This is a genomic window from Streptomyces sp. NPDC057877 (assembly GCF_042796855.1).
In the GTDB taxonomy this organism is placed as follows: Bacteria; Actinomycetota; Actinomycetes; order Streptomycetales; family Streptomycetaceae; genus Streptomyces.
The window spans coordinates 24077-38741 of sequence record NZ_JBHVMS010000012.1; the positions used below are offsets into that span (position 1 = coordinate 24077).

General features: G+C 73.7%; 13 protein-coding genes. 8 read left to right on the forward strand and 5 right to left on the reverse strand.

Features of this window, described 5'->3' with window-relative positions; translation table 11 throughout:
• Nucleotides 1–374 precede the first annotated feature (374 nt).
• The gene (locus ACFVQG_RS31805; RefSeq protein WP_383390043.1) at nt 375–1229 is read left to right on the forward strand and encodes an SGNH/GDSL hydrolase family protein; all 855 of its coding nucleotides are present in this window, start codon (nt 375–377) and stop codon (nt 1227–1229) included.
• A gap of 18 nt (nt 1230–1247) precedes the next feature.
• Here the strand turns inward: ACFVQG_RS31805 and ACFVQG_RS31810 are convergent, their stop codons facing one another.
• The gene (locus ACFVQG_RS31810) at nt 1248–1571 is read right to left on the reverse strand and encodes a hypothetical protein (RefSeq protein WP_383390045.1); all 324 of its coding nucleotides are present in this window, start codon (nt 1569–1571) and stop codon (nt 1248–1250) included.
• 128 nt (nt 1572–1699) lie between these two features.
• A complete protein-coding gene (locus ACFVQG_RS31815; protein ID WP_383390048.1) occupies nt 1700–3028 on the reverse strand; it encodes a M28 family metallopeptidase in 1329 nt (442 codons plus the stop codon).
• A gap of 259 nt (nt 3029–3287) precedes the next feature.
• Between ACFVQG_RS31815 and ACFVQG_RS31820 the strand changes: the two genes are divergently transcribed.
• The gene (locus ACFVQG_RS31820; protein ID WP_383390049.1) at nt 3288–4010 is read left to right on the forward strand and encodes a type 1 glutamine amidotransferase; all 723 of its coding nucleotides are present in this window, start codon (nt 3288–3290) and stop codon (nt 4008–4010) included.
• Between the two features lie 27 nt (nt 4011–4037).
• On the opposite strand, the gene ACFVQG_RS31825 is transcribed toward ACFVQG_RS31820, so the two are convergent.
• Entirely contained in the window at nt 4038–4703 is a 666-nt protein-coding gene (locus ACFVQG_RS31825; RefSeq protein WP_383390052.1) for a TetR/AcrR family transcriptional regulator, read from the reverse strand.
• 65 nt (nt 4704–4768) lie between these two features.
• On the opposite strand from ACFVQG_RS31825, the gene ACFVQG_RS31830 reads away from it, so the two are divergent.
• Nucleotides 4769–6283, forward strand: coding sequence for a monooxygenase (locus ACFVQG_RS31830; protein ID WP_383390054.1), 1515 nt, complete (start codon nt 4769–4771; stop codon nt 6281–6283).
• A 12-nt stretch (nt 6284–6295) separates the two neighbouring features.
• The gene (locus ACFVQG_RS31835; protein WP_383390056.1) at nt 6296–6691 is read left to right on the forward strand and encodes a RidA family protein; all 396 of its coding nucleotides are present in this window, start codon (nt 6296–6298) and stop codon (nt 6689–6691) included.
• A 57-nt stretch (nt 6692–6748) separates the two neighbouring features.
• On the opposite strand, the gene ACFVQG_RS31840 is transcribed toward ACFVQG_RS31835, so the two are convergent.
• Together ACFVQG_RS31840 and ACFVQG_RS31845 are read right to left on the reverse strand one after the other, a co-directional pair.
• Nucleotides 6749–8092, reverse strand: a complete 1344-nt coding sequence (locus ACFVQG_RS31840; RefSeq protein ID WP_383390057.1) for a diacylglycerol/lipid kinase family protein — start codon at nt 8090–8092, stop codon at nt 6749–6751.
• An 86-nt stretch (nt 8093–8178) separates the two neighbouring features.
• A complete protein-coding gene (locus ACFVQG_RS31845) occupies nt 8179–9690 on the reverse strand; it encodes an MFS transporter (protein WP_383390059.1) in 1512 nt (503 codons plus the stop codon).
• A gap of 310 nt (nt 9691–10000) precedes the next feature.
• On the opposite strand from ACFVQG_RS31845, the gene ACFVQG_RS31850 reads away from it, so the two are divergent.
• The 4 genes from ACFVQG_RS31850 to ACFVQG_RS31865 all read left to right on the forward strand — a co-directional run bounded on the left by ACFVQG_RS31850 (nt 10001) and on the right by ACFVQG_RS31865 (nt 14664).
• Nucleotides 10001–10981, forward strand: coding sequence for an alpha/beta fold hydrolase (locus ACFVQG_RS31850; RefSeq protein WP_383390062.1), 981 nt, complete (start codon nt 10001–10003; stop codon nt 10979–10981).
• A gap of 163 nt (nt 10982–11144) precedes the next feature.
• Nucleotides 11145–12299, forward strand: a complete 1155-nt coding sequence (locus ACFVQG_RS31855) for a S1 family peptidase (protein WP_383390065.1) — start codon at nt 11145–11147, stop codon at nt 12297–12299.
• Between the two features lie 83 nt (nt 12300–12382).
• Nucleotides 12383–13837 carry a GT4 family glycosyltransferase PelF gene (gene pelF / locus ACFVQG_RS31860; protein ID WP_383390068.1) on the forward strand — a complete coding sequence of 485 codons (1455 nt, stop codon included), beginning with the start codon at nt 12383–12385 and terminating at the stop codon, nt 13835–13837.
• Between the two features lie 8 nt (nt 13838–13845).
• Nucleotides 13846–14664 carry a hypothetical protein gene (locus ACFVQG_RS31865; protein ID WP_383390070.1) on the forward strand — a complete coding sequence of 273 codons (819 nt, stop codon included), beginning with the start codon at nt 13846–13848 and terminating at the stop codon, nt 14662–14664.
• Nucleotide 14665: the final 1 nt, after the last annotated feature.

Here is a 14665-nt window from a genome sequence, read left to right on the forward strand (position 1 = left end):
GCGTAGCGCAGCCCACCGGCCAGGGCGCCCCGCCAGCCGGGCGCGGAGGTCGGCGTCGGGGCCGGTCAGCCGGGCGCGCAGGTCGGCGTCGGGGCCGGTCAGCCGGGCGCGCAGGGGTTCGGCGAAGAGGGTCTCGTGGGTGGCCCGCAGGCAGGTCCGCCGCCGCCTTGCCCCGCCCTTGACCCCGCCTTGAGAAGTTCCGTCAACAATGTTGACGTGCCGTTCGGGCGACCGCACATTACCTATGAGTAAAACCCCTCGGTAACCCCACACCGGACCACGGGCACCTTCCGCCGTGAGCCGCCCTGTCGACGACGAGAAGAGAGCACCCGCCGATGAAGTTGCCCCGCAGCATCCGCGATGTCCGTAGTGTCATGCTCGCGTCAATCACCGCGCTGAGTGCGGTGACCCTCGGCCTCACCGCCCCCACCGCCCAGGCCAACGCCAGCGCCACGGCCCTCGACTACGTCGCCCTCGGCGACAGTTACAGCGCCGGTAGCGGAGTGCTGCCCGTGGACCTCAGCTCACCGCTGTGCCTGCGGTCCCTCGCGAACTACCCGCGCGTCATCGCCTCCAGAACCGGCGCCCGGCTGACCGACGTCACCTGCGGCGCCGCCCAGACCAAGGACTTCACCGAGGCCCAGTACCCGGGCGTCCCGCCCCAGGTCGCGGCGCTCCGTGCGGACACCCAGCTGGTGACGCTGACGATCGGCGGCAACGACAACGGCACCTTCATCAACGCCCTGACCGCCTGCGGTACCGCGGGCCTGCTCAGCGGGGGCAAGGGCAGCCCCTGCAAGGACAGGCACGGCACCACCTTCGACGACCAGATCGAGGCGAACACCTATCCCGCGCTCAAGGCCGCCCTGCGCAGTGTCATGGCCAAGGCCCCGAACGCCCGTGTGGCGGCGCTGGGTTACCCCTGGATCATGCCGCCTGCCTTCGATCCGTCCTGCTTCGTCAAACTGCCGGTCGCCTCGGGCGACGTGTCCTACCTGCGCGGCATCCAGGCACATCTGAACGCGGTCGTCGAGCGGGCGGCCCGGGAGACCGGCGCCACCTTCGTGGACTTCGCACAGGTGTCAGAGGGCCATGACGCCTGCAAGCCCAGCGGCACCCGGTGGATCGAGCCGCTGCTGTTCGGCACCAGCCTCGTGCCCGTCCACCCCAACGCCCTGGGCGAGTCACGCATGGCCCAGCAGACCATGAGCACCCTCGGCCTCGGCTGACCGGCCGCGTCCCGCCCCTCACGCGGCCAGCGTCGCCGCCCGCCTGACCGTGACCGCGCCGGCCGGGCGGGCGGTCCGGACCCGGTAGGTGGTCTTGGCCGGATCGACGAGGGGCTCGCCGAGCACGATCCGGTGCGCGGCGTACAGCTCGTCGCACACGGCGGTGGGCAGGGCGACGTAACAGGCGCCCTGCCCAGGGGTGGAACCCAACGGCCGCCAGTAGCCGTATCTGCGGCGACCGCCCTCGTGGACCGTGACGAAGACCGGCGTGCCGGGGTCGGAGACGATGCGCAGGACGTCGGCGGCGGTCCGGCTGACCGGGGCGGAGGAGCGGGAGTTCACCAGCGGCCTTTCCACGAGGGATTTCGAGACCGCCTACCCGGTCCGGCCGGAGTTGATCTCGCTTGACCGCAGTCTTCACCATGGCACTGACATCGGCCCGCGCCTCCGCGCCCGGTCCTGACCTGCCGTCAGAAGGTCAGCTTCCAGCTGTCGATGTAACCCGTGTCCTGCGCCGCGACGTCCTGCACGCGCAGCCGCCAGGTGCCGCTCGCCGACTCGCTCGACGCGTCGACCGTGTACGTGGCGATGACGTTGTCAGCGGAGTCCGAACTGCTGGAGTTCTTCAGCCGGTAGGCCGTGCCGTCCGGCGCCAGCAGGTCGACGACGAGGTCACCGCGCCAGGTGTGCTTGATGTCCACCCCGACCCTGAGCGCCGCCGGGGCGTTGCCGGTGCGGCCGGAGACGGCGAGGGAGGAGGTGACGGCGGCGCCGTTGTCGGGGATGGCGACGTCGGCGGTGGTCTCGTACACCTCGCCCGGCGGCAGCGGATCGCCGGTGCCCAGGGTCCAGACGGCGTGCGCGAGGGCGTCGCTGTTGCGGTCCAGGGCGGTGTCGTTGATGTTCGAGGTGGTGTCGCAGGAGGAGTGGTAGCAGCGGTCGAAGGCCTGCCCGGCCGTGCCGCCCCACTTGGCCGCCTGCGCCGACGTCTTGGTGCGGCTGGCGCCGGTGAACAGGCCGCCGACCGGTATGCCGACGTTCTTGAAGGAGGCGTGGTCGGAGCGGCCGTCGCCCTCGGTCTCGATCTCGGTCGGCACCCCGATGCCGGTGTACCAGTCCTTGAAGACCTTCTCGATCGCCGGGTCGTCGTCGTAGACGAAGTAGCCGGGGTTCGGGGAGCCGACCATGTCCAGGTTGACGTAGCCGGAGATCTTCGCGCGCTCGGTGGCCGGGAGGTTGTTGACGTAGTACTTGGAGCCGACGAGCCCCAGCTCCTCCGCGCCCCACCAGGCGAAGCGCAGGTGCTTGGTGGGCTGGAGCTGGGCGCGGGAGACGGCGAGGGCGGTCTCGAGTACGGCGGCGGAGCCCGAGCCGTTGTCGTTGATGCCCGCGCCGGAGCTGACCGAGTCGAGGTGCGCACCGGCCATGAGCACCTGGTTCGGGTCGCCGCCGGGCCAGTCGGCGATGAGGTTGTAGCCGGTGCTGCCGGAGGAGGTGAACTGCTGGACGGTGGTGGTGAATCCGGCCGCGTCCAGCTTGGCCTTCACGTAGTCGAGGGAGGCCCGGTAGCCGGTGCGGCCGTGGGCGCGGTTGCCGCCGTTGGCGTTGGCTATCGACTGGAACTGGGTGAGGTGCGCCTTGACGTTGGCCAGCGGGATGTCCGGGGCCGCGAGCGCCGCCGGGGCGGCTGAGGAGGTGGCCGTCGGGGCCGCGAGCAGGCCCGCGAGGACCAGCACGGCCACGGCGGTGGCGCGTCTCGAGGTGGTTCGGGGCAGTCTTCGGGAGGTCGAAGAGGTCATGTGGGGGCCGCACTTTCTCGTCGGTGGGGATCTCGAACATGTGGGGTTCGAGCGGTGCCTGGAACGGTGGTGCCAGAGCGGTGCGAGTGCGGTACGCCGACTGCTGTGCGTCGGAGGTGCGAAGTGCGCGCCTGATGTTCAGCCAGATGTGGACGGATGGTCAAGAGCTGTATCCGGTCACGACCGTCCGCTTTGCGGACACCATCGGCTTCGACGAGTGGCGTTGCCCAGGACAGCGGGCTCTGATGATGTGGGGCGCATGGCTGATGCAACGATGAACGTCCTGTTGGTGCGCAACGCCCCGCGCAGCGGTCCCGGCCGACTGGTGCCCTGGCTGCGCGACGAGGGACTGGTCCCGACGGAGCTGCCCGGACGGTCGGCGCCCTCCGACCCGGCCGGTTTCGCCGCCGTGGTGCTGCTGGGCGGCGGCTTCCTGCCCGACGCCGACGCGGACGTGCCCTGGCTGCCCGCCCAGCGCGGCCTGGCCCGGCAATGCGCCGCTCACGGCGTGCCGTTGCTCGGCATCTGCCTCGGCGCCCAGGTGCTGGCGGTGGCCACCGGCGGCGCGGTGACCGGCGCGCACGGGCGGCCGGAACGCGGGTCCTGCACGGTCGTACGGCGTCCCGAGGCCGCGCGCGATCCCCTGCTGGCCGGGGTTCCGGAGTCGTTCCCCGTCATCCAGAACCACCGCGACCAGATCACCGCACTGCCGCCCGGCGCCGTCCATCTGGCGCGGAGCGCGGACTGCCCGGTGCAGGCGTTCCGGGTGGGCGAGCGGGCCTGGGGCGTGCAGTTCCACCCCGAGGTCGGTGCCGAACGGCTGGCCGACTGGGACGAGGCCGCGCTGGCCGAGTCGGGGGTCGACGCGGTCGCGCTGCGCACGGCCGCCACGGCCGCGGAGCCCACCGCGCGCCGGGTGGCGCGGCGCCTGGTGGCCAACTTCGCCCAGGTCGTGCGGGATTCGGTGCCGCTCGGCCGCTGACCCAGCGGGGAGCCACCGCCGCCCGGCTCACCGCCGGGCGGCCCGCAGTCCGTCCAGGAGCAGCCGCAGCCCGAACTCGAAGTGCGCCGTGAAGTCCGTACCGCTGAGCACCGGCAGGGCGGCGGCGAGATGCGGATACGCCCCTTCCGCCACCGCCTCGCGCAGGGCCTCCGCACCGGTGGGCCCCCCGTCACCGGGCCGCAGGGCGGCCTGTTCCTCCAGGGTGTGGCCCACGGTGAAGTTGGCCACCGCGTAGAGCGCCCGCGCCGCTTCGGCGCCACCGAAGCCCGCCGCGCGCAGCACGCCCATGAGGCTGTCCGCGAAGCCCAGGGTGTTCGGGCCGGTCGCGTGTGTACCGGCGAAGACGCGCGCGCCGTCGCGATGGGCGAGCAGGGCCGCCCGCAGCGCGCGGGCGAGGCGCGCCACCCGCTCGCTCCAGTCGCCGTCCCCCTCCGGCCCCGCCGCGTCGGCGACGCCGCCGACCATGCGCTCGGCCATCGCGGTGAGCAGGTCCTGCTTGGTCGCGAAGTAGCGGTACAGCGCACCGGCCTGCACCCCCATCGCATCGGCGAGCCTGCGCATGGTCAGCGCGTCGAGACCGGACTCGTTCAGCAGGTCTAGGGCGGTCTGGACGGTACGGGCCTGGTCGAGCCGGGCGGGTCGGCCCCTGGTCGGGCTTGACGGAGAACTCATGGGCCCCACTATAGTGAACAGCGTTCACGTGAACATCGTTCACTAAATAGAGGAGGTCATCTCCGATGAACACCGACGTCATCGTCGTGGGCGCGGGCCCGACCGGGCTGATGCTCGCCTGCGAGCTGGCACTGGCGGGCGTAGGGACCCGCATCCTGGAGCGCCGCACCGAACGGCAGCGCGATTCGCGGGCGCTGAGCCTGCACGCGCGCAGCGTGGAACTGATGGACCAGCGGGGGATCCTCGACCGGTTCCTCCCGCTCGGCCGCACCGTGCCGAGCTGGCACTTCGCGGGGCTGCCCACGCAACTGGACTTCGGCACCCTCGACTCCCGGCACGGCTACACCCTCTTCCTGGCCCAGGAGCGCACCGAGGCGGTCCTGGAAGCACGGGCGCACGAGCTGGGGGTGGAGATCAGCCGGGGACACGAGACCCTCGGCGTGAGCCAGGACGCCGACGGGGTCGAGGTGGAGGTGCGCACCCCCGAGGGCGGCACCGAAACCGTGCGCGCCCGTTACGCGGTCGGGTGCGACGGCGGGCGCAGTGTGGTGCGGCAGGCCGCGGGGATCGGCTTCCCCGGCACCGACGAAACCCTGACCGGGGTGCTCGGGGACTTCGGGGTCGTCGACCCGCAGCCCGGCGCGCTGGAGGCGGCACGGGCCCGTGGCGTGATCATCGCGCCGCTGGAGGGCGGGCTCACCCGGTTCGTCTGCCTGGATCCGGAGCGGATACGGGTACCGGCCGCGGAGCCCGTGACCCTGGAGGAGTTCCGTACGTCGCTCACCCGCGTCACCGGCTCCGACTGCGGGGTGGCCGAGCCCCGCTGGCTGTCGCGCTTCGGCAATGCCACCCGGCTCGCGGACAGCTACCGTTCGGGACGCGTCCTGCTGGCGGGCGACGCCGCCCACATCCACTTCCCCGCGGCGGGCCAGGGCCTCAACACCGGGCTCCAGGACGCCATGAACCTGGGATGGAAGCTGGCCGCCGTGGCCAACGGCTGGGCCCCGCCCGGACTGCTGGACAGCTACGACGGGGAGCGCCGCCCGGTCGGCCGGTCCGTGACCGGGAACACCGAGGTCCAGACCCTGCTGGTGGAGCTGACGCTCGTCGCGCGCTACGAGCGCCCGGCCGCGGCCCTGCGCGAACTCCTCGACGAGTTGCTGGGCATGGCGGAGGTCAACCGCCTGCTCGCCGGTCGGGTCTCCGCGCTCGGCACCTGCTATCCGCCGACGGCCCCCGGCGCCGATCCGCTGGTGGGGCGGCGTATGCCCGATGTCGGGCTGGTCGCCGCCGACGCGGAGGCCAAGCGGGTGTACGAACTGCTCGCCCCGGGCCGCTTCGTGCTGCTCTCGCTGGCGGGCGACCCGGCACTCCGGAAGGCCGTCGACGCGGGCTGGGGCTCGCGGGTCACGGCCGTCACCGTCGGCACCCACGACGAGCACCCGGACCTCGACGGGGTGACCGAGGTCCTCGTACGCCCCGACGGCCATGTCGCGTGGGCCACCCGTGCCACCGACGGCGGCACGCGCGGCGACGAGCGGGCCCGGGCACTGACCGCCTGGGCGGGCACGCCCTCCTGAAAGGAGCCGACCATGCCGGTGCACCGCCTCAGTCCACCGTCCGTGCACACCCCGTCCGACCAGATCAGCCAGGTCGTCACCGTCGAGGGCACCCGGCTCGCGCATCTCTCCGGGCAGGTCGCCTGGGACGCGCGGGGACGACCCGTGGGGCGCGGCGACCACGGGGCCCAGGCGGCACAGATCGCCCGTAACCTCGACGCCGTGCTCGCCGCGGTCGGCGCCACCCGCGACGACATCGTCGAGGAGACCGTCTACGTCGTCGACTACACCCCGCGGTTGTTGCCCGCGATCTTCGGACCGCTGCGGGCCGGTGTCTCGGCGGCGCCCGCGAGCACGCTGGTGGGCGTGTCCGCGCTGTTCGCGCCGGAGTACCTCCTCGAGGTCACGGTGGTCGCCGCGCTCCCCTGACGAGGGAGCCCTGGCCGGGGGCGCGCGTGACCCCCGGGGTGACGGAAGCGCGCTGTGCTACGTCGCCCCGCCCCCGAAGCGTCCCGGCGCCGCCGTACGCCCCACCGCCGCCGCCAGTTTGCGCAGTCGGCGCCAGTCCAGCCGGGGCGGCGGTTCGGGGATGCCGGGCCGGTCGCGGGGGAGGCGGACGCGCAGGGCGCGGCGTTCGATGCGGCAGCGGACGGGGGTGGGCAGGGTCACGGGCTCACCGTCGAGCCCCGCCTCCACCTCGGGCGCGTCGGCGTGGATGACCACCTCGTGGGAGGTGGTGGTGGCGAAGCCCCTCGGGTCCAGGAGGAGTTCGGCGGCGTCCACCGCGCTGTCGACCTTCACCGCGACGACGCCGAACCGTCCGGAGTCCAGGCGCGCCCGGCGGCCGAAGCCGAAGGGGTCGTCCATGCGGTAGGGGTTGTTGCTGACCAGGACGGCGTGCGGTTCGCTGAACGTGGCCCGGCCCACCCGGGCGGTGAGCCGTGGGCCGCGCTGCCGGGAGAGCAGGTCGGGCAGCAGTTCCAGGGCCGTGCCGACCTTGTCGGCGCGGTAGCCGGGGCTCTGCACCACCGCCCCGTACACCCCGAAGGAGGCGTTGTTGACGAAGGGGAGGTCACCGGCGAAGCACAGGTCCACGCGGACCTCGACCCCGTCGGTGAGCGCGTCCAGGCAGGCGGCGGGGTCGTCGCGGTCGAGGCCGAGGTCCATGGCGAAGTGGTTGCGGGTACCGGCCGAGATCACCATGAACGGCAGCCCGTGCTCGGCGGCGACGGCGGCGACCTGCGCCTGTGTCCCGTCGCCGCCGCCGACGCCGAGCAGGTCGGCGCCGTCCGCCACGGCGGCCCGGGCCAGCGCGACCACGTCCTGCGGCTCGCCCGGGTCGAGCAGCACGACGCGGGCGCCGAGCCGCTCGGCCTTCTCCCGGAGTGCGAACCGCTCCACCTTTCCGCCGCCGGAGAGCGGGTTGAGCAGGACGAAGGGGCGGCGCGGGGGCGGGGTGCGGTACTCCTTGGCGCGGCTGCGGCGCAGGCCGGTGGTGCGCAGCGCGTACCGGCCGCTCCACACCGCCGCGCACCACAGCAGCGCGGAGAGCATGACGACCCACAGGAGGTTGGCCCGCGCGAAGAGGGTGATCACGGTGACGGGGATGAGCAGGGCCAGGAAGGCCGCCGCCATGCGCACGGCGCCACGGTGGGACAGCGTCCACCACAGCGCGGCGAAGGTGACGGCGAGTCCCGCGAGGCCCAGCAGGAGCAGCAGCAGTCCGGCGATGCCGCCCTCGACCAGCGGCAGCAGGAGGGCCGCGGCGGCAGCCGCCAGCGCCGTCCGGGCCGCCCAGGCCTGACGGCGGTGCGTACGCACCTTGAGCATCGGTTCCCCCCTCTCCCCTCGCGGCGGCGTCCTCTTCCGACAACCTTCCCCGAAACCGCCCGGTCAGCCCAGTGCGGGGCCTCGGGTCAGCTCTGCCCCGCGTGCACGGGACTGTGCGACATGTCCTCGGGGCAGCGCCGCCGGGTGTCCCTGCGGTGCCTTCGCCAGTCCCGCACGGCGAGCCAGAGCGCGGCCAGCACCGGCAGGACACCGCACATCACGGCGACGGTGACCGCGGCCCGGTAGCCGTCGTGGTCCTCGGCGAGCACCAGGTAGAAGAGGCCGGGCAGGGCGGCCGTACCGATGGCGCCGCCGATGCGCTGCCCGGTCTGGAGCGCGCCGCCCGCGGCACCTGCCATGCGCACCGGCACATGGCGCAGGGTCATGGTGACGTTCGGCGAGATGACGCAGCCGCTGCCGACGCCGCCGAGGAACAGCAGGGGCGCGGGCAGCCAGGTCGCGAGGTCGGCGGGCGCCCAGTGCAGCACCAGCGCCGCCCCGCCGAGGCCGACGGCCACGGCGACCAGCCCGCACACCGTCAGCAGCCGCCCGAGCCGCTCCACCAGCCGTCCGGCCACGAACGCGGCCAGCGCCGAGCCCGCCGCGAACGGCGTCACCGCGAGGCCGGAGCGCAGCGGCGCATAGCCGAGGCCGTTCTGGAAGAAGAGGGCGAAGACGAGCCAGACCCCGCTGAACCCCACGAAGTACAGGGTGGCGATCGCGGCCCCGGTCGCGTATCCGCGCGTCTCGGTGAGCAGCCGCGGGTCGAGCAGCGGCTGTCCGTCGCGGGTGGCCACCCGGCGCTCCCAGCGGGCGAACGCCGCGAGCAGCGCCAGGCCGACGAGGAACAGCCACCACACCGTGCCCACCCCGCCGGACTCCGCGAGCACCAGGGGCAGCATGAGGGCGAGGACGCCGGTGCCGAGCAGGGCCACGCCGGGCAGGTCGAGGCGCTGTCCTCCGGCGGGGTGGGCGCGGGGCAGCAGGCGCAGGCCGAGGACCAGCGCGACCACGCCGACGGGGACATTGACGTAGAAGATCCAGCGCCAGCCCTCGGGACCGCTGGCCACGGCGAGGATCAGTCCGCCGGTGACGGGGCCGACCGCGCTGGAGATGCCGACGGTGGCGCCGAACAGCCCGAAGGCCCGGCCGCGCTCGCCGCCGCGGAACATCTGCTGGATGAGGGCGGAGTTCTGCGGGGCCAGGCAACCGGCGCACACCCCCTGGGCGATCCGCGCGGCGATGAGCGTGCCGATGCCGGGGGCCGCGCCCGCCGCCGCGCTGCACAGCACGAAGCCGCCCAGGGCCAGCAGGAAGATCCGGCGGCGGCCGATCGCGTCGCCGAGGCGGCCCGCGGTGACCAGGACCAGGGCGAAGGCGAGGGCGTAGCCGGAGACGACCCACTGGATGGCCGGTGCCGAGGCGTGCAGGTCCTTCTGCATCGTCGGCAGGGCGACGGCGACGATGGTGACGTCCAGCAGGCTCATGAAGCCCGCCACCAGCGTCACCCACAGCGCCTTCCAGCGCCGCGGGTCCGTCCCGTCCTGCGGCCGTTCGGGCTCGCTCCCCGCGCTCTGCGGCCGTGTCCGTGCTCGCACCGCGACTCCTCACTGTCAGCCGCCGAAGCGGTGTGCGCCGTACGGAGTACGACTGTCCGCCCCCGCCCGCCCCACTCCGCGCCCAACGAAGTACGACTCTCCGCCCCCGCCCGCCCCACTCCGCGCCCAACGAAGTACGACTCTCCGCCCCCGCCCACCCCACTCCGCGCCCAACGAAGCACGACTCTCCGCCCCCGCCCACCACACTCCCGACGGCGTTTTGCCGGATCGGCAAAGATGTTCGTCCTCGCCGGAACCCCCGCAGCATGATCGTCGGTGAGCAAGCCCGACCCACGCACTCGGAGGACCCATGCAAGCGCACGTCAAGGATTTCACCCACCGCCTGGTCACCTCGCCAGCGGGCCGGATCCATCTGGTGGAGCAGGGAACCGGGCCGCTGGTCCTGCTGGTGCACGGCTTCCCGGAGAGCTGGTACTCCTGGCGCCACCAACTGCCCGCGCTGGCCGCGGCCGGATACCGCGCGGTGGCCATCGACGTCCGCGGCTACGGACGTTCCTCCCGCCCCGACGACCCGGCCGCCTACCGGATGCTCGATCTGGTGGCGGACAACGCGCGGGTCGTGCACGCGCTGGGCGAGGAGTCCGCGGTGATCGTCGGCCATGACTGGGGCGCGACCATCGCCGCGAACTCCGCGCTGCTGCGGCCGGACGTCTTCCGCGCGGTGGGACTGCTCAGCGTCCCCTACACCCCGCGCGGCGGCCCCCGGCCCAGCGACATCTTCGCCGGGATGGGCGGCGACGAGGAGTTCTACGTCTCCTACTTCCAGCGTCCCGGCCGGGCCGAGGCCGAGATCGAACCCGACGTGCGCGGCTGGCTCGCCGGGTTCTACGCCGCCCTGTCCGGCGACACGATGCCCGCGCCGGGCGCCCCGGACCCGCACTTCGTCGGCCCCGGCGGCACGCTGCGCGACCGCTTCCCCACCGGGCCGTCGCCCGCCTGGCTCGGCGAGGACGATCTCGACGTCTACGCCGGGGAGTTCGAGCGGACCGGTCTGACGGGGGCGCTGAACCGGTACCGCAACATGGATCGCGACTGGGAGGACCTGGCCGCCCAGGACGGCGCCCCGATCACCCAGCCGTCACTCTTCGCGGGCGGCCTCCTGGACGCCTCCACCACCTGGCTGAAGGACGCCATCGACGCCTACCCCGTCACGCTCCCCGGGCTGGTCTCCTCCCACCTCCTGGAGGGCTGCGGCCACTGGATCCAGCAGGAGCGTCCCGCCGAGGTCAACCGGATCCTGACCAACTGGCTGGCGGCACTGCCCACTTGATGCGATGCCCTTCCGTTCCCCGCCGCCTCCCGCGGGTGGTATGGACCTGTCCGGTGCGGAGCGCTAGGCTCCGCACCAGCACGCTTGAGAGCGCTCTCAGTTCGCTGTTCCACCCCCACATGACAGGAACGACGAAGGGCAACTCCCCATGAGACGCACGCCCATGAGACGTGGCATCAGGCACTTCGGCCTGGCCACCCTCCTCGTCCTCGGCACCTGGGCCACGGCGGGCACGCTCCCCGCCTCGGCCGACAGCGGTACCCGGACCGCCAACGAATCCGCCTCCCCCGGCCTGCTGGCCGCCATGGAACGGGACCTCGGTCTCTCGCGGTCCGAGGCGGAGGCGCGGCTCGCCGCCGAACGCCGCGCCACCGACCTCGCGCCCACGGCCCGCAAGGCCGCCGGATCCGCCTACGCCGGTTCGTGGTTCGACGCCGGGAGCGGGAAACTGACCGTCGCCGTCACCCCGGACGCCACCGGCGCGACCGTCCGGGCCCTGCGCGACGCCGGGACGGCGGTCCGCACCGTCGAGCACAGCGCCCGGCAGCTCGACGCGGCCAAGAAGCACGCCGACGGGTTGCGCGCCCCCGAGGGCGTCAGCGGCTGGCACGTCGATCCGGCCGCCAACTCCCTGGTCGTGAGTGTCGTCGACGGCGAGCAGCGCGACAACGATGTCCAGCGGTTCGTCGAGCGGGCCCGCGAGGCCGGGCCGGTGACCGTGCGGACGGTACCGTCGGCTCCGCGGACCTTCGCGGCCGGAACGGTCGGCGGCGACCCGTACTACACGGGCAACGTCCGTTGCTCCATCGGCTTCTCGGTGCACGGCGGGTTCGTCACCGCGGGGCACTGCGGCCGGGCGGGCGCCGGGGTCAGCGGCTGGGACCGCTCCTACATAGGCACCTTTCAGGGCTCGTCGTTCCCGGACAACGACTACGCCTGGGTCAGCGTCGGCAGCGGCTGGTGGACGGTGCCGGTCGTCCTCGGCTGGGGCACCGTCCCGGACCGTCTGGTGCGCGGCTCGGCCGAGGCCCCGATCGGCGCCTCGATCTGCCGCTCCGGCTCCACCACGCGCTGGCACTGCGGCACCGTGCTGGCCAAGAACGAGACGGTCAACTACAGCCAGGGCGCGGTCCACCAGATGACCAAGACCAGCGTCTGCGCCGAACCCGGCGACTCCGGCGGCTCGTTCATCAGCGGCGACCAGGCACAGGGCGTCACCTCCGGCGGCTGGGGCAACTGCTCCACCGGCGGCCAGACCTGGTTCCAGCCGGTCAACGAGATCCTCAACCGGTACGGGCTGACCCTGCACACGGCCTGACCCCGCGCCGCCGCCCCGTGTGCTCGCGGGGCGGCGGCACCCCCGCCGAGTGCGGCGCGGGGACTCGGGGAAAGAGGCTCCGCATGAAGCCGACCACAGGGACGACTTCCCCGGCGCCCGCGACGCGGGTCACCCTGCTCACCGAAGGCACCTACCCGCACGGCCACGGCGGCGTGAGCGTCTGGTGCGACCAACTCGTCACCGGAATGCCGGACGTCGACTTCGACGTCATCGCCGTCACCGGCACCGGACGCGAACCCGTCCTCTGGAAGCTGCCGGACCATGTGTCGGGCGTCCGGTCCGTGCCGCTGTGGGGACCCGCGCCACCGGGCCGCCCACCGCGCGGCCGGTCCCGGCGCCGACTGGCCGACGCCTACGAACGCTTCCTGACCGCCCTGCTCGACCCCCGCGCCGAGAACGGCTTCGCCCCCGCCCTGTACGCGATGGCGCGGGCGGCGGCGGACGGAGCCCTGAGCCCCTTCCTCCGCGGCGATACGGCGGTCTCGGTCCTGACCTCCGTGTGGCGCCGCCCGGGGTTGGTGGTCCGGGAGGCCGGACCGACCCTGCACGACGCCCTCACCGCCACCACGCTGCTGGAACACGCCCTGCGCCCGCTGGCCACCCCGCCGCCCCGCTCCGGGATCGCCCACGCCGTCAGCGGCGGAACAGCCGTACTGCCGGGGCTCGCCGCCCTCGCGCGGTACGGGGTTCCGCTGCTGCTCACCGAGCACGGCGTGTATCTGCGGGAGCGCTACCTCGGCCACCGCACCGCCCCCTGCCGCTGGCCGGTGAAGGCCGTCGTCCTGGGGTTCTTCCGGCTGCTGGCGGAGGAGAGCTACCGGCGCGCCACGCTGATCACCCCCGGCAACCGGTACAACCGCCTGTGGGAGGAGCGGGGCGGCGCCGACCCCGCGTCGATCCGCACGGTCCACAACGGCGTCGACCCCGAGGCATTCCCACCCGCCGGGCCCGAGCCCGGGGCACCCACCCTCAGCTGGGCGGGCCGGGTCGACCCGGTCAAGGACCTGGAAACGCTGATCCGCGCCTTCGCCCTGGTCCGCGAGCAACTCCCGGACGCCCGGCTGCGGTTGTTCGGCGGCACGCCGCCGGGCGGTGCGGCCTACCGGGAACGCTGCGAAGCACTCGCGGCCGAGCTGGGGCATGCCACCGCGGTCACCTTCGAAGGACGCGTCGACGACATCAGGGACGCCTACGCGGCCGGGAACGTCGTGCTGCTGTCCAGCGTCAGCGAGGGCTTCCCGTTCACGCTCATCGAGGCGATGTCGTGCGCGCGGGCGACGGTCTCCACCGATGTCGGCGGGGTGCGGGAGGCCGTCGGGGACGCCGGTCTCGTCGTACCACCGCGCGATCCGGAGGCGATGGCCGCCGCCGCGCTGGAGCTGCTGGGCGATCCGGAGCGGCGGCGGACGATGGGAGAGGCGGCGCGGCTGCGGGTGGTCGAGCGGTTCACGCTCCGGCAGACCATCGACGCCTTCCGGTCCCTCTACCGGGAGCTGCCGGGCCTCGCCGCCCGGTGAGCGGGCCCATGGCGCTGGAGCCGGGTGGCGCGGAACAGGACACCCTCGCCCTGCGGCTCGCCCGGCCCCGGTGGGCGAAGGACGACACCCAGGGCCCCGGTGACGAGGACACGGTCGACCGGCTCGCCGCCGAACTCGCCGACCACATCGCCCCGGCCGTCCACCCCTACGAGGTGGCCGCGCTGCTGGAGGCGGAGGGCTGCACGGCCGACGTGGTCAGCGGTCGGTACGGACACCGGGACGTCTTCTCCCTCGCCTCGGCGCTGTACGAGCGGGTTCCGCGCGCCTTCCCCACGCCCGCCGCGACGGCCGACCTCTGGCGCCCGGACACGGTGCGCTCGCTTCCCGGCGGGCTGTTGGGGCTGGCCGCCGGTGTGCTGGTGGTGCTGGCGGGGCTGCGCGATCCGTACGCGGTGATCGTGCTGACGGTGAGCGTGGGACCGGCCGAGTGGCTGCTGTACCGCTGTCGCGGCTGGTCGGGTGTCGCGCTGCGGCACAGCGCGACGCCCGCGGGGTTCCGGTGGCGGTGGGCGGCGGTCCTCGGCCGGTGTCTGGGCGGCTACCTGCTCCTGTTGCTGGCAGCCGCGCTGCTGACCGGCTCGGGTCCCGCCGCGCTGCTGGCGCTCGCGGCCACGCTGTGGACGGCCCGGCTGTCGCAGGCGTTCGGGGCGGCCTGGCCGTCGGCCGGGATCTGCGCGGTCGCCGCCGCGACGGCGGCCACGCTCCCCCACCGCCTCCCCCTGGTCTGCGCCGTCGCCGCGCTCTGTCTCACGGGGTGCGCGATAGGCCTGCTCGGCCGCCCGTTCTCGCACTTCACGACGACGTAAG